This window comes from Micromonospora sp. NPDC051543 (genome assembly GCF_044454415.1).
Classification (GTDB): Bacteria; Actinomycetota; Actinomycetes; order Mycobacteriales; family Micromonosporaceae; genus Micromonospora.
In genome coordinates this window covers 1-13,258 of sequence record NZ_JBITDT010000004.1, presented here as the reverse complement: position 1 = coordinate 13,258, position 13,258 = coordinate 1, and the positions used below count along the sequence as shown (strand labels likewise).

The following is a 13,258-nucleotide window of genomic DNA, read 5'->3' as shown; positions in this document are numbered from 1 at the left end:
GGGGGGGGGGGGGGGGGGGGCCCCCCCACACCCCCCCGCCCCCCCCCCCCCCACCGCGCCTTGCCGGATCGCCGTCCGGACTCCGCCTCGGCTCGACCGTCCTTATGAAACAGGCCCTGAATGGTGCGAGGCAGACTGGAGGGATGAAGCGTGCCACCCTCTGGCCGGACCACCTCCTTCCCGACGCCGGTGTGCCGCCACCGTGGCCGGGGCGGGAGGTTCGCCTCGACGGCCAGGTCATGTACGTGCGGGACACTCCCGCGACGAGGGCGGACGCGGAGCCGGCGCTGTTCGTGCACGGGCTCGGTGGCTCGTCGCAGAACTGGACCGACCTGGCCGGGCTGCTCACCGACCGGTTGGACGGCCAGGCCATCGACCTGCCCGGGTTCGGCCGGAGCGAGCCGGGCCGGCGCTACACGATCCCGGCCTTCGCCGACCTGGTCATCAGGTGGATCGAGCACTCCGGTCGCGGGCCGGTCCACCTGTTCGGAAACTCGCTGGGCGGTGCGGTCTCGGTCCAGGTGGCGGGGCTGCGGCCGGACCTGGTCCGCACCCTCACCCTGATCTCTCCGGCGCTGCCGTTCCTGGACTTCCGGCGGTCGTTGCAGGGCAGGATGCTGCCGGTGCTGGCCATTCCGGGGGGTGAGCGGCTGGTCGCCCGGCGGTTGACCCAGCTCGCCCCCGAGGTGATGGCCGAGCAGGTGCTCGAGGCGTGTGTCGCCGATCTGAGCCGCATCTGTGTGCAGCGCCGGGAGGAGGCGTTGGAGGAGATCCGGGTGCGGTACGAGGCGGCGCACTACGCGGCCGCGTACGTCCGGACGTTCCGGGGTCTGGTCTCCAGCTTCCTGCGGGCGTACCTGCCGGGGTCGGGCTCGCTGTGGCGGCTCGCCGGGGCGGTCCGCGCGCCGACGCTCGTGGTGGCAGGTCGGCAGGACCGGCTGGTCGACGTCCGGGTCGCGCCGCAGACCGCCCGGGTCATCCCGGACAGCCGCCTGTTGATGCTCGACGGGGTCGGCCACGTGGCGCAGCTGGAGGTGCCCCGGCTGGTCGCCCGCGCGGTGGTGGGTCTGCTCACCGAAAAGGGGGAGTCCGTCCGGCCGTCCGATCTGGCAGGCTGACCGGAATGTTCAGGTCCGCTCACCGTCATCGACGCTTCGCACTGATCGCCCAGTTGGTGGCGGTGGTGCTGGCGATCGGCGCGGCGGTGACCGTGGTCGCCGAGGAGCGGGGCGAGCCGTCCGACCGGCTGGCCGCCGAGGAGGCCGCTGCGCCGCCGCTGATGGCGGGGCCGCTGCCGGCGTCGGCGAGTCCGTCGCCGAGCGCCACGGTGTCGGCGTCGCCGAGTGCGTCACCGGTGCTGCGGATGCCCGGGGCGGTCCCGAGCGCCGGGACCGGCCGGTTCGACCACGACGACCGCTCCGGCCCGGTCCTGGGCCGCGCGGGTGAGTTGCGTCGTTACCGGGTGGCGGTCGAGTCGGGCAGCGACGAGGACGTGGCCGCGTTCGCGCAGGCCGTCCAGGTGGCGCTCACCGGACCGGGCAGCTGGGTCGACAGCGGTCGGCTGCGGTTGCAGCAGGTGCCGGGGGACGCTCCCCGGGACTTCACCGTCTATCTGGCGACGGCCCGTACGGCGGGCCGGATGTGCGCCGCGGGTGGGGTGGACATCCGGATCGACGGGAAGCCGTACACCTCCTGCCGCGCGCCCGGTCAGGTGATCGTCAACCTGGACCGGTGGCGGTTGTCGGTGCCGCACTACGTTTCGGCGCGCGTGCCGCTGTCGGTGTACCGGACGTACGTGGTCAACCACGAGGTCGGTCACCAGCTCGGGCACCACCACGAGCGCTGCCCGGGCTCGGGGCGTCCGGCGCCGGTGATGATGCAGCAGACCCTCTTCCTGAACGGGTGCCGGGCCAATCCGTGGCCGTACGTCGACGGTCGGCGCTACGCCGGGCCGGCACTCTGAGGCGTATTGCGGCAATAGACGCCAAAAGCGGAGAATTGCCCGAATAATCTGGCAGGCTTGGCGTCATGACGCCGTCGTCCCCTTACGGCCCGCCTGAGCCGCCCGACCCGTCGGAAGGGTCGGCGTACGAGGGCGCGCGTCCCGGTCTCGTGCGGATGCGCCGTCGACGACGGCGCACTCTGCTGCTCGGTGCGTTCGTCCTCGCCACCGCCATCGGCGTAACCGTGGCGCGCGGCGGTGAGCCGCCGGCCGACGCGCCGCCCATCCCGACACCGGGCGGCATGGGCGTGGGCGGCGGGGAGGCCCATCCGGCGCCCAGCGACTACCCGTCGGTCGGCGCGGGACGGTTCACCGCCGCCGACGGGGAAACCGCGGTGCACGGCGAGGACGGACCGCTGCGCCGGTACCGCGTCGTGGTCGAGCGCGACAGCGGCCAGGACGTCGGCACGTTCGCGGCACGGGTCGACGAGGTGCTGGCCGACCCGCGCAGTTGGATCGCCTCCGGCGAGCTGCGCGTGCAGCGGGTGGCCGACGCCCGGGCCGCCGACTTCACCATCTACCTCGCCACCCCGGTCACGTCGGAGCGGATGTGCGCCGAGGGCGGCCTGACCACCGAGCGCTACACGTCCTGCCGGCTGCCCGGCCAGGTCATCATCAACCTGGCCCGCTGGCAGGAGGCGGTGCCCGACTACGGCGCACCGCTGGAGACGTACCGCACCTACGTGATCAACCACGAGGTCGGCCACGAGCTCGGCGCCGAGCACGAGGCGTGCCCCGGTCCGGGCGAGCCCGCTCCGGTGATGCAGCAGCAGACGTACGGGCTGGAGGGCTGTGTGGCCAACGCCTGGCCCTACCTCGACGGCCGTCGCTACGCCGGCAACGCCGTCCCCTGAGTTATTCCCGCTCCCGCATCGCGGACCACGTGTCCTCCCTCATGGCCGACCGGCCCCCCGGCGAGCAACAATGGCGCGGTTCACACCGCCGATCCCGGGGAGTCCACCGTGTCGTTGCCCCCGCTCGTCGAGCCCGCCGGCGAGCTGACCGTTGACGAGATCCGCCGTTACTCGCGCCACCTGATCATCCCGGACGTCGGGGTGGCCGGGCAGAAGCGGCTGAAGAACGCCCGGGTGCTCTGTGTCGGCGCCGGTGGCCTCGGCTCGCCGGCCCTGTTGTACCTCGCCGCGGCGGGGGTCGGCACGCTCGGCATCATCGACTTCGACACCGTCGACGAGTCGAACCTCCAGCGCCAGGTCATCCACGGCGTGTCCGACGTCGGCCGGTCCAAGGCCGAATCCGCCGCCGCGTCGATCCGCGAGATCAACCCGCTGGTCAACGTGGAGATCCACAACACCGCGTTGGACCGGGAGAACGTCCGCGAGATCTTCGCCCAGTACGACCTGATCGTCGACGGCACCGACAACTTCGCCACCCGCTACATGGTCAACGACGCCGCGGTGCTGCTCGGCAAGCCGTACGTCTGGGGTTCGATCTACCGGTTCGACGGGCAGGCGTCGGTGTTCTGGGCCGAGCACGGCCCCTGCTACCGCTGCCTCTACCCGGAGCCGCCGCCGCCCGGCATGGTCCCCTCCTGCGCCGAGGGTGGCGTGCTCGGCGTGCTCTGCGCGTCGATCGGGTCGATCCAGGTGAACGAGGCGATCAAGCTGCTCACCGGCATCGGCGAGCCGCTGGTGGGCCGGCTCATGGTCTACGACGCCCTGGAGATGGAGTACCGCAAGATCAAGGTTCGGAAGGACCCGAACTGCGTGCTCTGCGGCGAGAACCCGACCGTCACCGACCTGCTGGAAGACTACGAGGACTTCTGCGGCGCGGTCTCGGTCGAGGCCCAGGAGGCGGTGGTCGACTCGACCATCACCGCCCTGGAGCTCAAGGAGTGGCAGGACGCCGGCAAGGACATCTTCCTCGTCGACGTGCGGGAGCCGGCCGAGTACGAGATCGTGCGGATCCCCGGCGCCACCCTGATCCCCAAGGGCGACATCATCTCCGGCGAGGCCCTCGCCAAGCTCCCACAGGACAAGCAGATCGTGCTGCACTGCAAGTCCGGCGTCCGCTCCGCCGAGGCGCTCGCCGCGCTGAAGTCGGCCGGATTCCGCGACGCCGTCCACGTGCAGGGCGGCGTGCTCTCCTGGATCAAGCAGATCGACCCGTCGCTGCCCGCGTACTGACCGGTGGAGCCGGGGCGGCCCTGTCGTCCCGGCTCCGACCCGTCGCGTCAATCGACGCAGATAGCTCCGACCAGACCCGCGCGCAGAGCGACGCAGCCATTTCCGGCTGGCCGATTCCCCGAGGCGGGATCGCGTCTGCGCAGGTAGCGTCTCCGCCGTGGTCGACTTGGAAGCCGCGATCGGGTTCGTCGTGGCGCACGGGGACGCGGTGGAACGCGCCCGCCTCTCCTGGCTGCGCAACGGCACGCCCGCCCCGCCGGAGCTGTTGGACGCGGCCGAGGTCGGTCAGTCACCCGACGGCGGCTGGCCGGCGACCTGGGGCGGTGAGGTGGCCTCGGTCGACGCCACCTGTTTCCGGCTCGTCGAGCTGGACGACCTCGGCGCGCTGGGTCGTCCCGCCGCCCGGCGGGCGCTGGACTGGTTGGCGTCCCGGCAGCAGCCCGACGGTGGCTGGGACGAGGACCTCTCCCTGGCCGGCTCGGCGCCCGAGTGGGCCCGACCCGGCGACCCCGAGGCCAAACTCTTCCTCACCGCCAACGCCGGCTTCTGGCTCACCGTCGCCGGCCTGGACGCCCGCGCCTCGGGTCCGCTCGATCACCGGGTCGGTGGGGCGTACGCCGGTGTGGTGCAGGCCGCGGCCCAGTCGATCGTCGCGCGGCTGCGCCCCGACGGCAGTTGGCCGTCGTTCCTCGCCGCCGGCTGGCTGAGCGCGGCCGTCCTGCACCGCCAGGACATGTTCCAGGAGTCGGCGCGGATCCAGGTGGTGCTCGCCGAACGGATGGCCACCATGTCGGCGGGCGACGTGGCCTGGCTGGCGGCCACGCTGCGCCGGGTCGGCATCGACTCCCACGACTGGGTCATGGTGCGCGCCCTGCGGCGGCTCGCCGAGACCCAGCGCAGCGACGGTGGGTGGGAGAGCGACGACGGCCACCAGTTCGACGTGCACTCCACGCTGTCCGCGATCCGGGCCTGCCGCCCGTCCGGCTAGCGCACGTGACCGTCGCCGGTGACGACGTACTTGGTGCTGGTCAGCTCGGGCAGGCCCATCGGCCCCCGGGCGTGCAGCTTCTGCGTGGAGATGCCGATCTCCGCGCCGAAGCCGAACTCGCCCCCGTCGGTGAACCGGGTCGACGCGTTCACCATCACCGCCGCCGCGTCCACCCGGGCGACGAACTCGCGGGCGGCGGTCGTCGAGTCGGTGATGATCGCCTCGGTGTGTCCGGTGCCGAAGCGGCGGATGTGCGCGACCGCCGCGTCCAGCGAGTCGACCACCGCCACCGAGATGTCGGCCGACAGGTACTCCGTGGCGTGGTCCTCCTCGGTGGCCGGGACGACGGCGGCCGAGTGGGCGGCCACCTCGGGGGAGCCGTGCACGATCACGCCGGCCTCGGCGAACGCGGCCAGCATCGGCGGCAGGAACGCGTCGGCGACGTCCACGTGCACCAGCAGCGACTCGGCGGTGTTGCAGGTGGACAGGCGCTGCGTCTTGGCGTTCAACGTCACCGCGAGGGCCTTGCCCAGGTCGGCGGCGGCGTCGACGTAGACGTGGCAGTTGCCCACTCCGGTCTCGATCACCGGCACTGTCGACTCCTCGACCACGGTGCGGATCAGCGACGCGCCACCGCGTGGGATGAGCACGTCGACCAGCCCGCGAGCCCGCATCAGCTCCTTGACCGAGTCGCGCGAGCTGGCGTCGAGCAACTGCACCGCGTCGGCCGGCAGACCGGCCCCGGCGACCGCGTCGCGCAGCACGGCGACCAGCGCGGCGTTCGAGTGCGCGGCCGACGACGACCCGCGCAGCAGCGCCGCGTTGCCGGATTTGAGGCAGATCCCCGCCGCGTCGACCGTCACGTTGGGCCGCGCCTCGTAGATGATGCCGACCACCCCGAACGGCACCCGGATCTGGCGCAGTTCCAGCCCGTTGGGCAGGGTCGATCCGCGGACCACCTCGCCGACCGGGTCGGGCAGCGCGGCCATCTCACGCAGCGCTGCCGCGATGCCGGCCACCCGGCCCTCGTCGAGGGCGAGCCGGTCCAGCACGGCCGCGCTTAGCCCGGCTTCGCGCCCGGCTGCCAGGTCCGCCTCGTTGGCGGCGAGGATCTCCGGGGTACGCGTCACCAGCGCGTCGGCCATCGCGACCAGCGCGGCGTCCTTGACCGTACGGGTGGCCACGGCCAGGTCGGCGGCGGCGTCCCGCGCCCGGCGTGCCTGCTCGACGACGCTCATCGACTACTCCTCAGCTGGGCGAGATGGCTTACAGCAGTACGAGGTCGTCGCGGTGGACGACCTCCCGTTCGTACGCCGGGCCGAGCGCCGCGGCGAGTTCGGAGGTGGAACGGCCGAGTAGGCCGGGCAGCTCCACCGCGTCGTAGTTGACCAGGCCACGGGCGACCGGCGCACCGGCGTTGTCGACCAGGTCCACCGGGTCGCCAGCGGTGAAGGTGCCGTCCACGGCGGTGATGCCGGCCGGCAGCAGCGACTTGCGCCGCCCCACGACGGCGGCCACCGCGCCCGGGTCCAGGTGCAGGCGCCCCCGGGGCGAGGTGGCGTGGGCCAGCCAGAACAGCCGGGCCGTCGGCCGTTGCCGCTGCGGGTGGAACAGCGTGCCGACCGGCTCGCCGGCCAGCGCCGGCGCGGCAAGGTCGGCGGAGGTGAGCACCACGGGGATGCCGAAGCCGGTGGCGATGCGGGCCGCCTCGACCTTTGTCACCATGCCGCCGGTGCCGACGCCGGACCGGCCGGCGCCGCCGATGGTGATCCCGGCGAGGTCCTCCTCGCCGCGTACCTCGGCGATCCGCACCGACTGTGGACGGGTCGGGTCGCCGGTCCAGAGCGCGTCCACGTCGGAGAGGAGCACCAGCAGGTCGGCGTGCACCAGGGCGGCCACCAGGGCGGCCAGCCGGTCGTTGTCGCCGAACCGGATCTCCTCGGTGGCGACCGTGTCGTTCTCGTTGACGATCGGCACGGCCCGCAGGTCGAGCAGTTTGCGCAGCGTGCGGTACGCGTTGCGGTAGTGCGCCCGCCGGGTCACGTCGTCGACGGTGAGCAGCACCTGCCCGACGGTGCGGTCGTGCCGGGCGAAGCTGGCCGCGTACCTGCCGATCAGCAGGCCCTGGCCGACGCTGGCGGCGGCCTGCTGGGTGGCCAGGTCGCGCGGACGTCGGGTCAGGCCGAGCGGGGCGAGGCCGGCGGCGATCGCGCCGGAGGAGACCAGCACGACCTCGCGTCCCTCGGCGCCGAGCCGGCCCAGGGTGTCGACGAGCGCGTCGACCCGCTCGTCGGCCAGGCCGCCGGTGGCGGTGGTCAACGAGGAGGACCCGATCTTGACGACGATCCGCCGAGCGGCCGTGACTGCGTCGCGCACCCGCCCATTCTGCGTGGTCACGCCCGCGCGGGCCGGTGGCGTTCCCATATGGTGGCGGATTGTGACTCCTGACGAGTACGTCGAGGCCGTGCTGGACCTCGTGGAGCGGATTCCGGAGGGTCGGGTGATGTCGTACGGCGCGGTCGCCGACGCGCTGGCCGAACGCTCGGGTCGCTCCTCCGCGCGCCTGGTGGGCGCCATCATGGCCCGGAACGGTGGCTCCGTGCCCTGGCATCGGGTGGTGACCGCAAGCGGTCGGTTGCCGCCGGGGCACGAGCGCGAGGCGCGGGCCCGACTGCGGGCCGAGGGGACGCCGTTGCGCGGTGCGGGGGTGGACATCGCGGCGGCGGGTTGGTCGCCCGGGGAGGGGATGTGACCCCCGCCATAACGTGAGTAACATTCGGCCCCATGAACCAGCCGCCGGGTGCTGCCGGCCTGCCCGCCACCGGTCGGCTGCCCCGCCCGGTGCACGTCGGATACGCGCTCGGCTCGCTGGCCACCGGCGCGTTCGGCACCGTGCCCGGCCTGCTGTTGCTGCCCTACCTGACCGACACGCTCGGCGTCGCCGCCGGGGTGGCCGCCCTGCTGGTGCTGCTGCCGAAGGCGTGGGACGTGCTGGTGAACCCGGTCGCCGGCCGGATCTCCGACCGCACCCGGTCGCGTTGGGGCGCACGCCGCCCGTACCTGCTCGTCGCCGGTCTCGCGCTCGCCGCGCTCTTCGCGGCCATCTTCGCGGCGCCGTTCGACAAGGGGCCGGCCGCCGCGACGTACGTGGCGCTCGCCTTCCTCGCCACGGCCACCGCGTTCGCCTTCTTCCAGGTGCCGTACATGGCGATGCCCGCCGAGATGACCGGCGACCACACCGAACGCACCCGGCTGATGACCTGGCGGATCGCTGTGCTGGCGCTGGCCATCCTGATCTCCGGCGCGGTCGCCCCGTTGGTGGTGACGGCCGGCGGCGACGGCGTGCCCGGACACCGCTGGATGGGCCTGTTCGTGGCGGCGCTCATCGCGGTCGGCGCGCTCGGCGCGTTCCTCGGCACCCGGTCCGCACCCGCCGGGGTGGTCGACGTCAGCGAACCGACGCTGCGTGCGCAGCTCGCCGTGGCCGGGGCCAACCGGCCGTTCCGGGCGCTGCTGATCTGCTTCGTGGTGCAGTCCGTGGGGGTGGCGACCATCCTCGCCGGGGTCAACTACTTCGCGGGGCAGATCCTGCGCGACGACCGGAACGGGCCGACGCTGCTCTTCGCCTGTTTCGTCGGGCCGGCGCTGCTGGTGATGCCGATCTGGGCCCGGGTCGGCGCCCGGCTGGGCAAGCGGGCCGCCCTGGCCGTCGCCGGGCTGATCCTCGCCGCCGGGGCGTTCGCCCTGGTCGCCGCGCCGGTGCTGCCACCCGTCGCCGTCTACCTGGTGGTCGCGGTGCTCGGCGTCGGGTATGCCGGGCAACAGGTGTTCGCGCTGGCCATGCTCCCCGACTGCATCGCGTACGAGACGGCACGCACCGGTCGCCGGCAGGCGGGCGTGTTCACCGGCCTGTGGACCGCCGGGGAGACCTTCGGCCTGGCGCTCGGTCCCGGCATCTACGGCCTCGTGCTGCAGGTCTCCGGCTACGTCTCCTCCGACACCGGAACGGCCGCCGCCCAGTCCGACACGGCGAGGCTCGGCGTCCTGCTCGGCTTCACCCTGATCCCAGCCCTCCTGATAGCTCCCCCCATCCTCCTGCTCCGCCACTACACCCTCCCCACCCTCGGGGTTGATCATGGAGTTGTGGTGGGGAACGAAAGCCGTTAACCGTTACGAGAAGGGCACCATAACTCCATGATCGACGAGAACACGGTTGAGGCGGGCGCGCTTTCCCGCGACGGGGTCGGCGCGGAACAGGTGCTGGATGAGGTGCGGCGGCTTCGCGCCGCTGATCGGCCCACTCACGGTGGGCGGCTGTTCGCCTACGTCTACGACCCGGCGGTGCCGGGGCTCGACGACCTCACCGCCGCCGCGCACTCCGAGAGCGCCCACGTCAACGGGCTCGATCCGACCGCGTTCCCGTCCCTGCTGGCCATGGAGAACGCGCTCGTCGGCGCGGCCGGCCGGGTGCTCGGCGGCGGCCCGGGTACGACCGCGCCGGACGTGGTCGGCAGCGTCACCAGCGGCGGCACGGAGTCGCTGATCCTCGCCGTCAAGGCGGCCCGGGACGCCCACCCGGAGATCACCGCGCCCCGGATCGTCGTGCCGTCGACGGCACACGCCGCGTTCGCCAAGGCGGCGCACTACCTGCGGGTGGCGCTGGACGTGGTGCCCGTCCCGCCGGACACGCTGCGTCCCGAACCCGCCGCGATGGCCGCCGCGATCGGGCCGGACACGGTGCTTGTCGCCTGCTCCGCGCCCTCGTACGCGCACGGGGCGGTGGACCCGGTCGCCGAGATCGCCGCCGTCGCCGCCGAGGCCGGAGTACGCTGCCACGTCGACGCCTGCTTCGGCGGCTGGGTCCTGCCGTACCTGCGTCGCCTCGGCGAGCCGGTGCCGGCGTTCGACTTCACCGTTGCCGGCGTCACGTCCATCTCGGTCGACCTGCACAAGTACGCGTACGCGCCGAAGGGCGTGTCGGTGCTGCTGCACCGGGACGCCGCCGGACGCGCGCCGCAGTACTTCGCGTACGCCGACTGGCCCGGCTACACGATGATCAACCCGGTGATCGCCTCGACCCGGTCGGGCGGGCCGATCGCCGCCGCGTACGCCACCCTGCGACACCTCGGCGACGCCGGCTACCTGCGGTTGGCCGCCACCACCCGGGACGCGGTCGCTGCCCTGGCCGACGCGGTCCGCGCCGTCGACGGGCTGCGGCTGATGGCCGAGCCGGAGTCCACGGTGGTCTGCTTCGCCGCCACCGAGGGTGGCCCGGACCTGTTCGTCCTGGTCGACGAGTTGACCGCCCGTGGCTGGCACACCCAGCCCCAACTGTCGTACGCCGATCTGCCGGCCAGTGTGCACCTCACGGTGACCGCCTCGGTCGCGCCCCGGGTGGCCGAGTTCGGCCCGGATCTGGCCGCCGCGGTGGCGGCGACCCACGCGAGCGGCCCGGTGCGGCTGCCCGCCGAGGTGGCGTCCCTGGTCGGCGTCCTCACCCCCGAGGCGCTGACGCCGGAGGTGGTGGCCGGCCTGGCGGCCGGGTTGGGCCTGGGCGGCGGCGACAGTGCCGGTCCGCTGCCGGATCGGATGGCGGTCGTCAACACACTGCTCGACGCCGCCCCACCGGCGCTGCGCGAGAGGTTGCTGGTCGAGTTCGTCGGCCTCCTGCAACGACCCGACTGGGGTTCGGGCGAGTGAACGGCGGTGTCCCACCCCGACGGGGTGGGACACCGGACATACTTCTCGTCAGAACACGCCGGGGAGTTGCACCTTGTTGTCCTTCTCGTTGCGGTCGCGCCACTGCCGGTCCTGCGCGTCGTAGTGGGCCACGAAGAAGAACCGGGTGGTCGCATCGGGGCCCGAGCGGCTCGGCACCCTCTGGACGAACGTGTAGCGCCGCGACTCGCCGGCCGGCACCCCCGGCACCAGACACGTCCGGTGGTCATCGGCCGCCGCGGCCGCCGGGTCGCACCTGGACCAGTCACCTGTCGTCGGCGCACCCACGTCGAGGCCCCTGAACTGGACCTGGGCCGCGTCGACCGATCCCGCGTTGGTGACGGTGAGCACGATGGTCAGCTCGCGACCACCCGTGACGTTGACCAGTGTGTGCGTCATGGACAGGCGCAGGTCGGTGAGCCGGGGATCCTTCCCGAACTTCGTGGGGCCGTCTGTCTGCACGAACCGGCCACCCTTGAATCGGTAGGTGCGCGTCTGTTCCTGCTTCCAGTACTCCGGGGTGTCGCAGCACGGCTGCAGGTCGGCCACCCGCACGTCGACCAAGCCGGCCGCGGTGAGGGTCACCCCGAGGATGTCCTCGACACCGTCGGTGGTCCGGACGACCCGGCCGAGCGTCACGATGCGCCCGTCGTCATCCCGGTCGAAGGCGACGACCTGCTTCGCCAACGCCTCCCCGTACCGGCAGGCGACGACGGCAACCGTCTCCTGAGCGCCGTCTCCGTCCAGGTCGGCGTGGTCCACGGACAGGTCGGTGAGCAACGGGACGAAGCTCTTGTTCGAGGTGGTCGCCAGCCGCACGTTCGTCGTGATGCAGGTGGACGGCGCGGTCTGTGGCCACGTCGGCAGGTCGACACGGGCGGCGAGCAACTGGGCCCGGCTGATCCGGCCGTCCGGGGCGCCCGGGTCGGCAGTGGGTATGGAATCCGGTGATTGGCTGACCGACGGTGTGGGTGGCGGCGGTGTCGTCGTCGGCGGGGACGTCGGGTCGACGGACTCGGCCACTACCGGTGGTGTCCGGTCGCCCTTCAGCGCGGCGTTGGCGACGACCGGCGCCAACACCAGCACGACCGCGGCCGCCGCGACCGCCACGACCCTCGTCCGCCGCCGACGGCGCAGGGTTCGTCGGGCCTGGTCGGGTCCGGGGCCGACGGCCCGGGCGGTGACGTCCGCGCGGTACGCGGTCAACCGTTCGCGCAGCCGCAGGTCGAGATCAGACATCGGACACCCCCTCGGTGTTCTCGTCCAGCAGTCCGGCCAGGGCGGTCCGACCTCGGTGCAGCCAGGACTTCACGGTGCCCTCGGCCACTCCTTCCTGCAGGGCGATCTGACTGACCGACAGGTCGGCCAGGTAGTGCAGGATGACGGCCCGTCGATGGTTGGGCGGCAGTTGCGTGAGCGCCGCGTCGATGGCCACCCGGTCCGGTGTCGGGCCGTCCACCTCGGCCTCGACGCGCCGCTGCCGTAGGAGGTGGTTGCGTGCCGTGCGGAGCCGACGCCAGCGGCTGCGGGCCAGGTTCCAGGCGACCCGGCGAACCCAGGCCACCGGATCGTCGTACCGGACCAGGCGGTCCCAGCGCGCCAGCGCCCGGCAGAACGCCTCCTGGGCGAGGTCCTGCGCGTGGCCCAGATCCCCGGTGTACGCGCACAGTTGGGCCGTGACGCTCCGGAAGTGCGCGTGGTAGAAGTCGTCGAAGGCGATCGCCGCCGCGTCCGACCCTCCGGACGTCAGCACCGCCGGCGGTTCGTTGGCGCGGGCTCCCATCGTTGCTGTCACTGCCCCTCCCCGTTTGCCCGCCGGGCCGGTGCCCCTGGGCGCCGGTAACACTCCCCGACGGCGGGCGTGGTTGCGCCCTCTTCTGCCGCGAACCTGACTGTTCCGGGACAACGCTGGAGCGTCCGAGCGCACCGCACACGATCCGTAACGAATCAACGGTCTTATGTATAGACAAGTATCACTAAACGGGGGTTTTGTGGTATTCGCCGCTTCCGTACGGTCAATTCATCAACCAACGACACGGGAGAAGGCAATGACGATGCGGAAGATCCTGATGACCGGACTGACTGCGGCGGCCGGACTGGCCCTCGGCGTGAGCCCAGTGGCGACGGCAGCCCTGGCGATCGGTCCTGGCCCGGGTGCGCCGGGTGAGATCGGTCCCGGCCCGGGCGTCGTCCTGGCGATCGGTCCTGGCCCGGGTGCGCCGGGTGAGATCGGTCCCGGCCCGGGCGTCGTCCTGGCGATCGGTCCTGGCCCGGGTGCGCCGGGTGAGATCGGTCCCGGCCCGGGCGTCGTCCTGGCGATCGGTCCTGGCCCGGGTGCGCCGGGTGAGATCGGTCCCGGCCCGGGCGTCGTCCTGGCGATCGGTCCTGGCCCGGGTGCGCCGGGTG

At 72.8% G+C, this 13,258-nt stretch carries 12 protein-coding genes and 1 pseudogene; 9 read left to right on the top strand and 4 right to left on the bottom strand.

All coding sequences use genetic code 11. The annotated features are described in order from the left end of the window. Window positions 1-143: 143 nt before the first annotated feature. From ACIA3K_RS07925 to ACIA3K_RS07905, 5 genes are all read left to right on the top strand, one after another. The gene (locus ACIA3K_RS07925) at window positions 144-1,118 is read left to right on the top strand and encodes an alpha/beta fold hydrolase (protein WP_396799797.1); all 975 of its coding nucleotides are present in this window, start codon (window positions 144-146) and stop codon (window positions 1,116-1,118) included. Window positions 1,119-1,123: 5 nt separating this feature from the next. Beyond that, window positions 1,124-1,963, top strand: coding sequence for a DUF3152 domain-containing protein (locus ACIA3K_RS07920; protein ID WP_396799796.1), 840 nt, complete (start codon window positions 1,124-1,126; stop codon window positions 1,961-1,963). Between the two features lie 65 nt (window positions 1,964-2,028). Continuing rightward, on the top strand, window positions 2,029-2,856 hold the full coding sequence (locus ACIA3K_RS07915) for a DUF3152 domain-containing protein (protein WP_396799795.1): 828 nt from the start codon (window positions 2,029-2,031) through the stop codon (window positions 2,854-2,856). A gap of 108 nt (window positions 2,857-2,964) precedes the next feature. Then, the gene (gene moeZ, locus ACIA3K_RS07910) at window positions 2,965-4,146 is read left to right on the top strand and encodes an adenylyltransferase/sulfurtransferase MoeZ (RefSeq protein ID WP_396799794.1); all 1,182 of its coding nucleotides are present in this window, start codon (window positions 2,965-2,967) and stop codon (window positions 4,144-4,146) included. Between the two features lie 106 nt (window positions 4,147-4,252). After that, complete coding sequence (locus tag ACIA3K_RS07905) at window positions 4,253-5,134, top strand: prenyltransferase/squalene oxidase repeat-containing protein (protein WP_396800286.1); 882 nt, start codon at window positions 4,253-4,255, stop codon at window positions 5,132-5,134. Here ACIA3K_RS07905 and ACIA3K_RS07900 read toward each other — a convergent pair. Then, on the bottom strand, window positions 5,131-6,372 hold the full coding sequence (locus tag ACIA3K_RS07900; protein ID WP_396799793.1) for a glutamate-5-semialdehyde dehydrogenase: 1,242 nt from the start codon (window positions 6,370-6,372) through the stop codon (window positions 5,131-5,133). The genes ACIA3K_RS07905 and ACIA3K_RS07900 overlap by 4 nt on opposite strands. Window positions 6,373-6,400: 28 nt before the next feature. Then, on the bottom strand, window positions 6,401-7,510 hold the full coding sequence (gene proB / locus ACIA3K_RS07895) for a glutamate 5-kinase (protein ID WP_396799792.1): 1,110 nt from the start codon (window positions 7,508-7,510) through the stop codon (window positions 6,401-6,403). 61 nt (window positions 7,511-7,571) lie between these two features. On the opposite strand from proB, the gene ACIA3K_RS07890 reads away from it, so the two are divergent. From ACIA3K_RS07890 to ACIA3K_RS07880, 3 genes are read left to right on the top strand one after another with little or no spacing between them, the layout of a single operon-like run. After that, a complete protein-coding gene (locus tag ACIA3K_RS07890; RefSeq protein ID WP_396799791.1) occupies window positions 7,572-7,886 on the top strand; it encodes an MGMT family protein in 315 nt (104 codons plus the stop codon). A 32-nt stretch (window positions 7,887-7,918) separates the two neighbouring features. Beyond that, complete coding sequence (locus ACIA3K_RS07885) at window positions 7,919-9,301, top strand: MFS transporter (protein WP_396799790.1); 1,383 nt, start codon at window positions 7,919-7,921, stop codon at window positions 9,299-9,301. Window positions 9,302-9,328: 27 nt separating this feature from the next. Then, window positions 9,329-10,834: a pyridoxal phosphate-dependent decarboxylase family protein gene (locus ACIA3K_RS07880; RefSeq protein WP_396799789.1), complete on the top strand. Its 1,506-nt coding sequence runs from the start codon at window positions 9,329-9,331 to the stop codon at window positions 10,832-10,834. Window positions 10,835-10,882: 48 nt separating this feature from the next. Here the strand turns inward: ACIA3K_RS07880 and ACIA3K_RS07875 are convergent, their stop codons facing one another. Together ACIA3K_RS07875 and ACIA3K_RS07870 are read right to left on the bottom strand one after the other, a co-directional pair. Then, on the bottom strand, window positions 10,883-12,091 hold the full coding sequence (locus tag ACIA3K_RS07875) for a hypothetical protein (protein ID WP_396799788.1): 1,209 nt from the start codon (window positions 12,089-12,091) through the stop codon (window positions 10,883-10,885). Then, window positions 12,084-12,635 (bottom strand): SigE family RNA polymerase sigma factor, encoded by a 552-nt coding sequence (locus ACIA3K_RS07870; protein ID WP_396800285.1) that lies wholly within the window; start codon window positions 12,633-12,635, stop codon window positions 12,084-12,086. Before ACIA3K_RS07870 ends, ACIA3K_RS07875 begins: the two co-directional genes overlap by 8 nt. 265 nt (window positions 12,636-12,900) lie before the next feature. Here ACIA3K_RS07870 and ACIA3K_RS07865 point away from each other — a divergent pair. Continuing rightward, window positions 12,901-13,258, top strand: a pseudogene (locus ACIA3K_RS07865) (hypothetical protein); the annotation flags it as partial.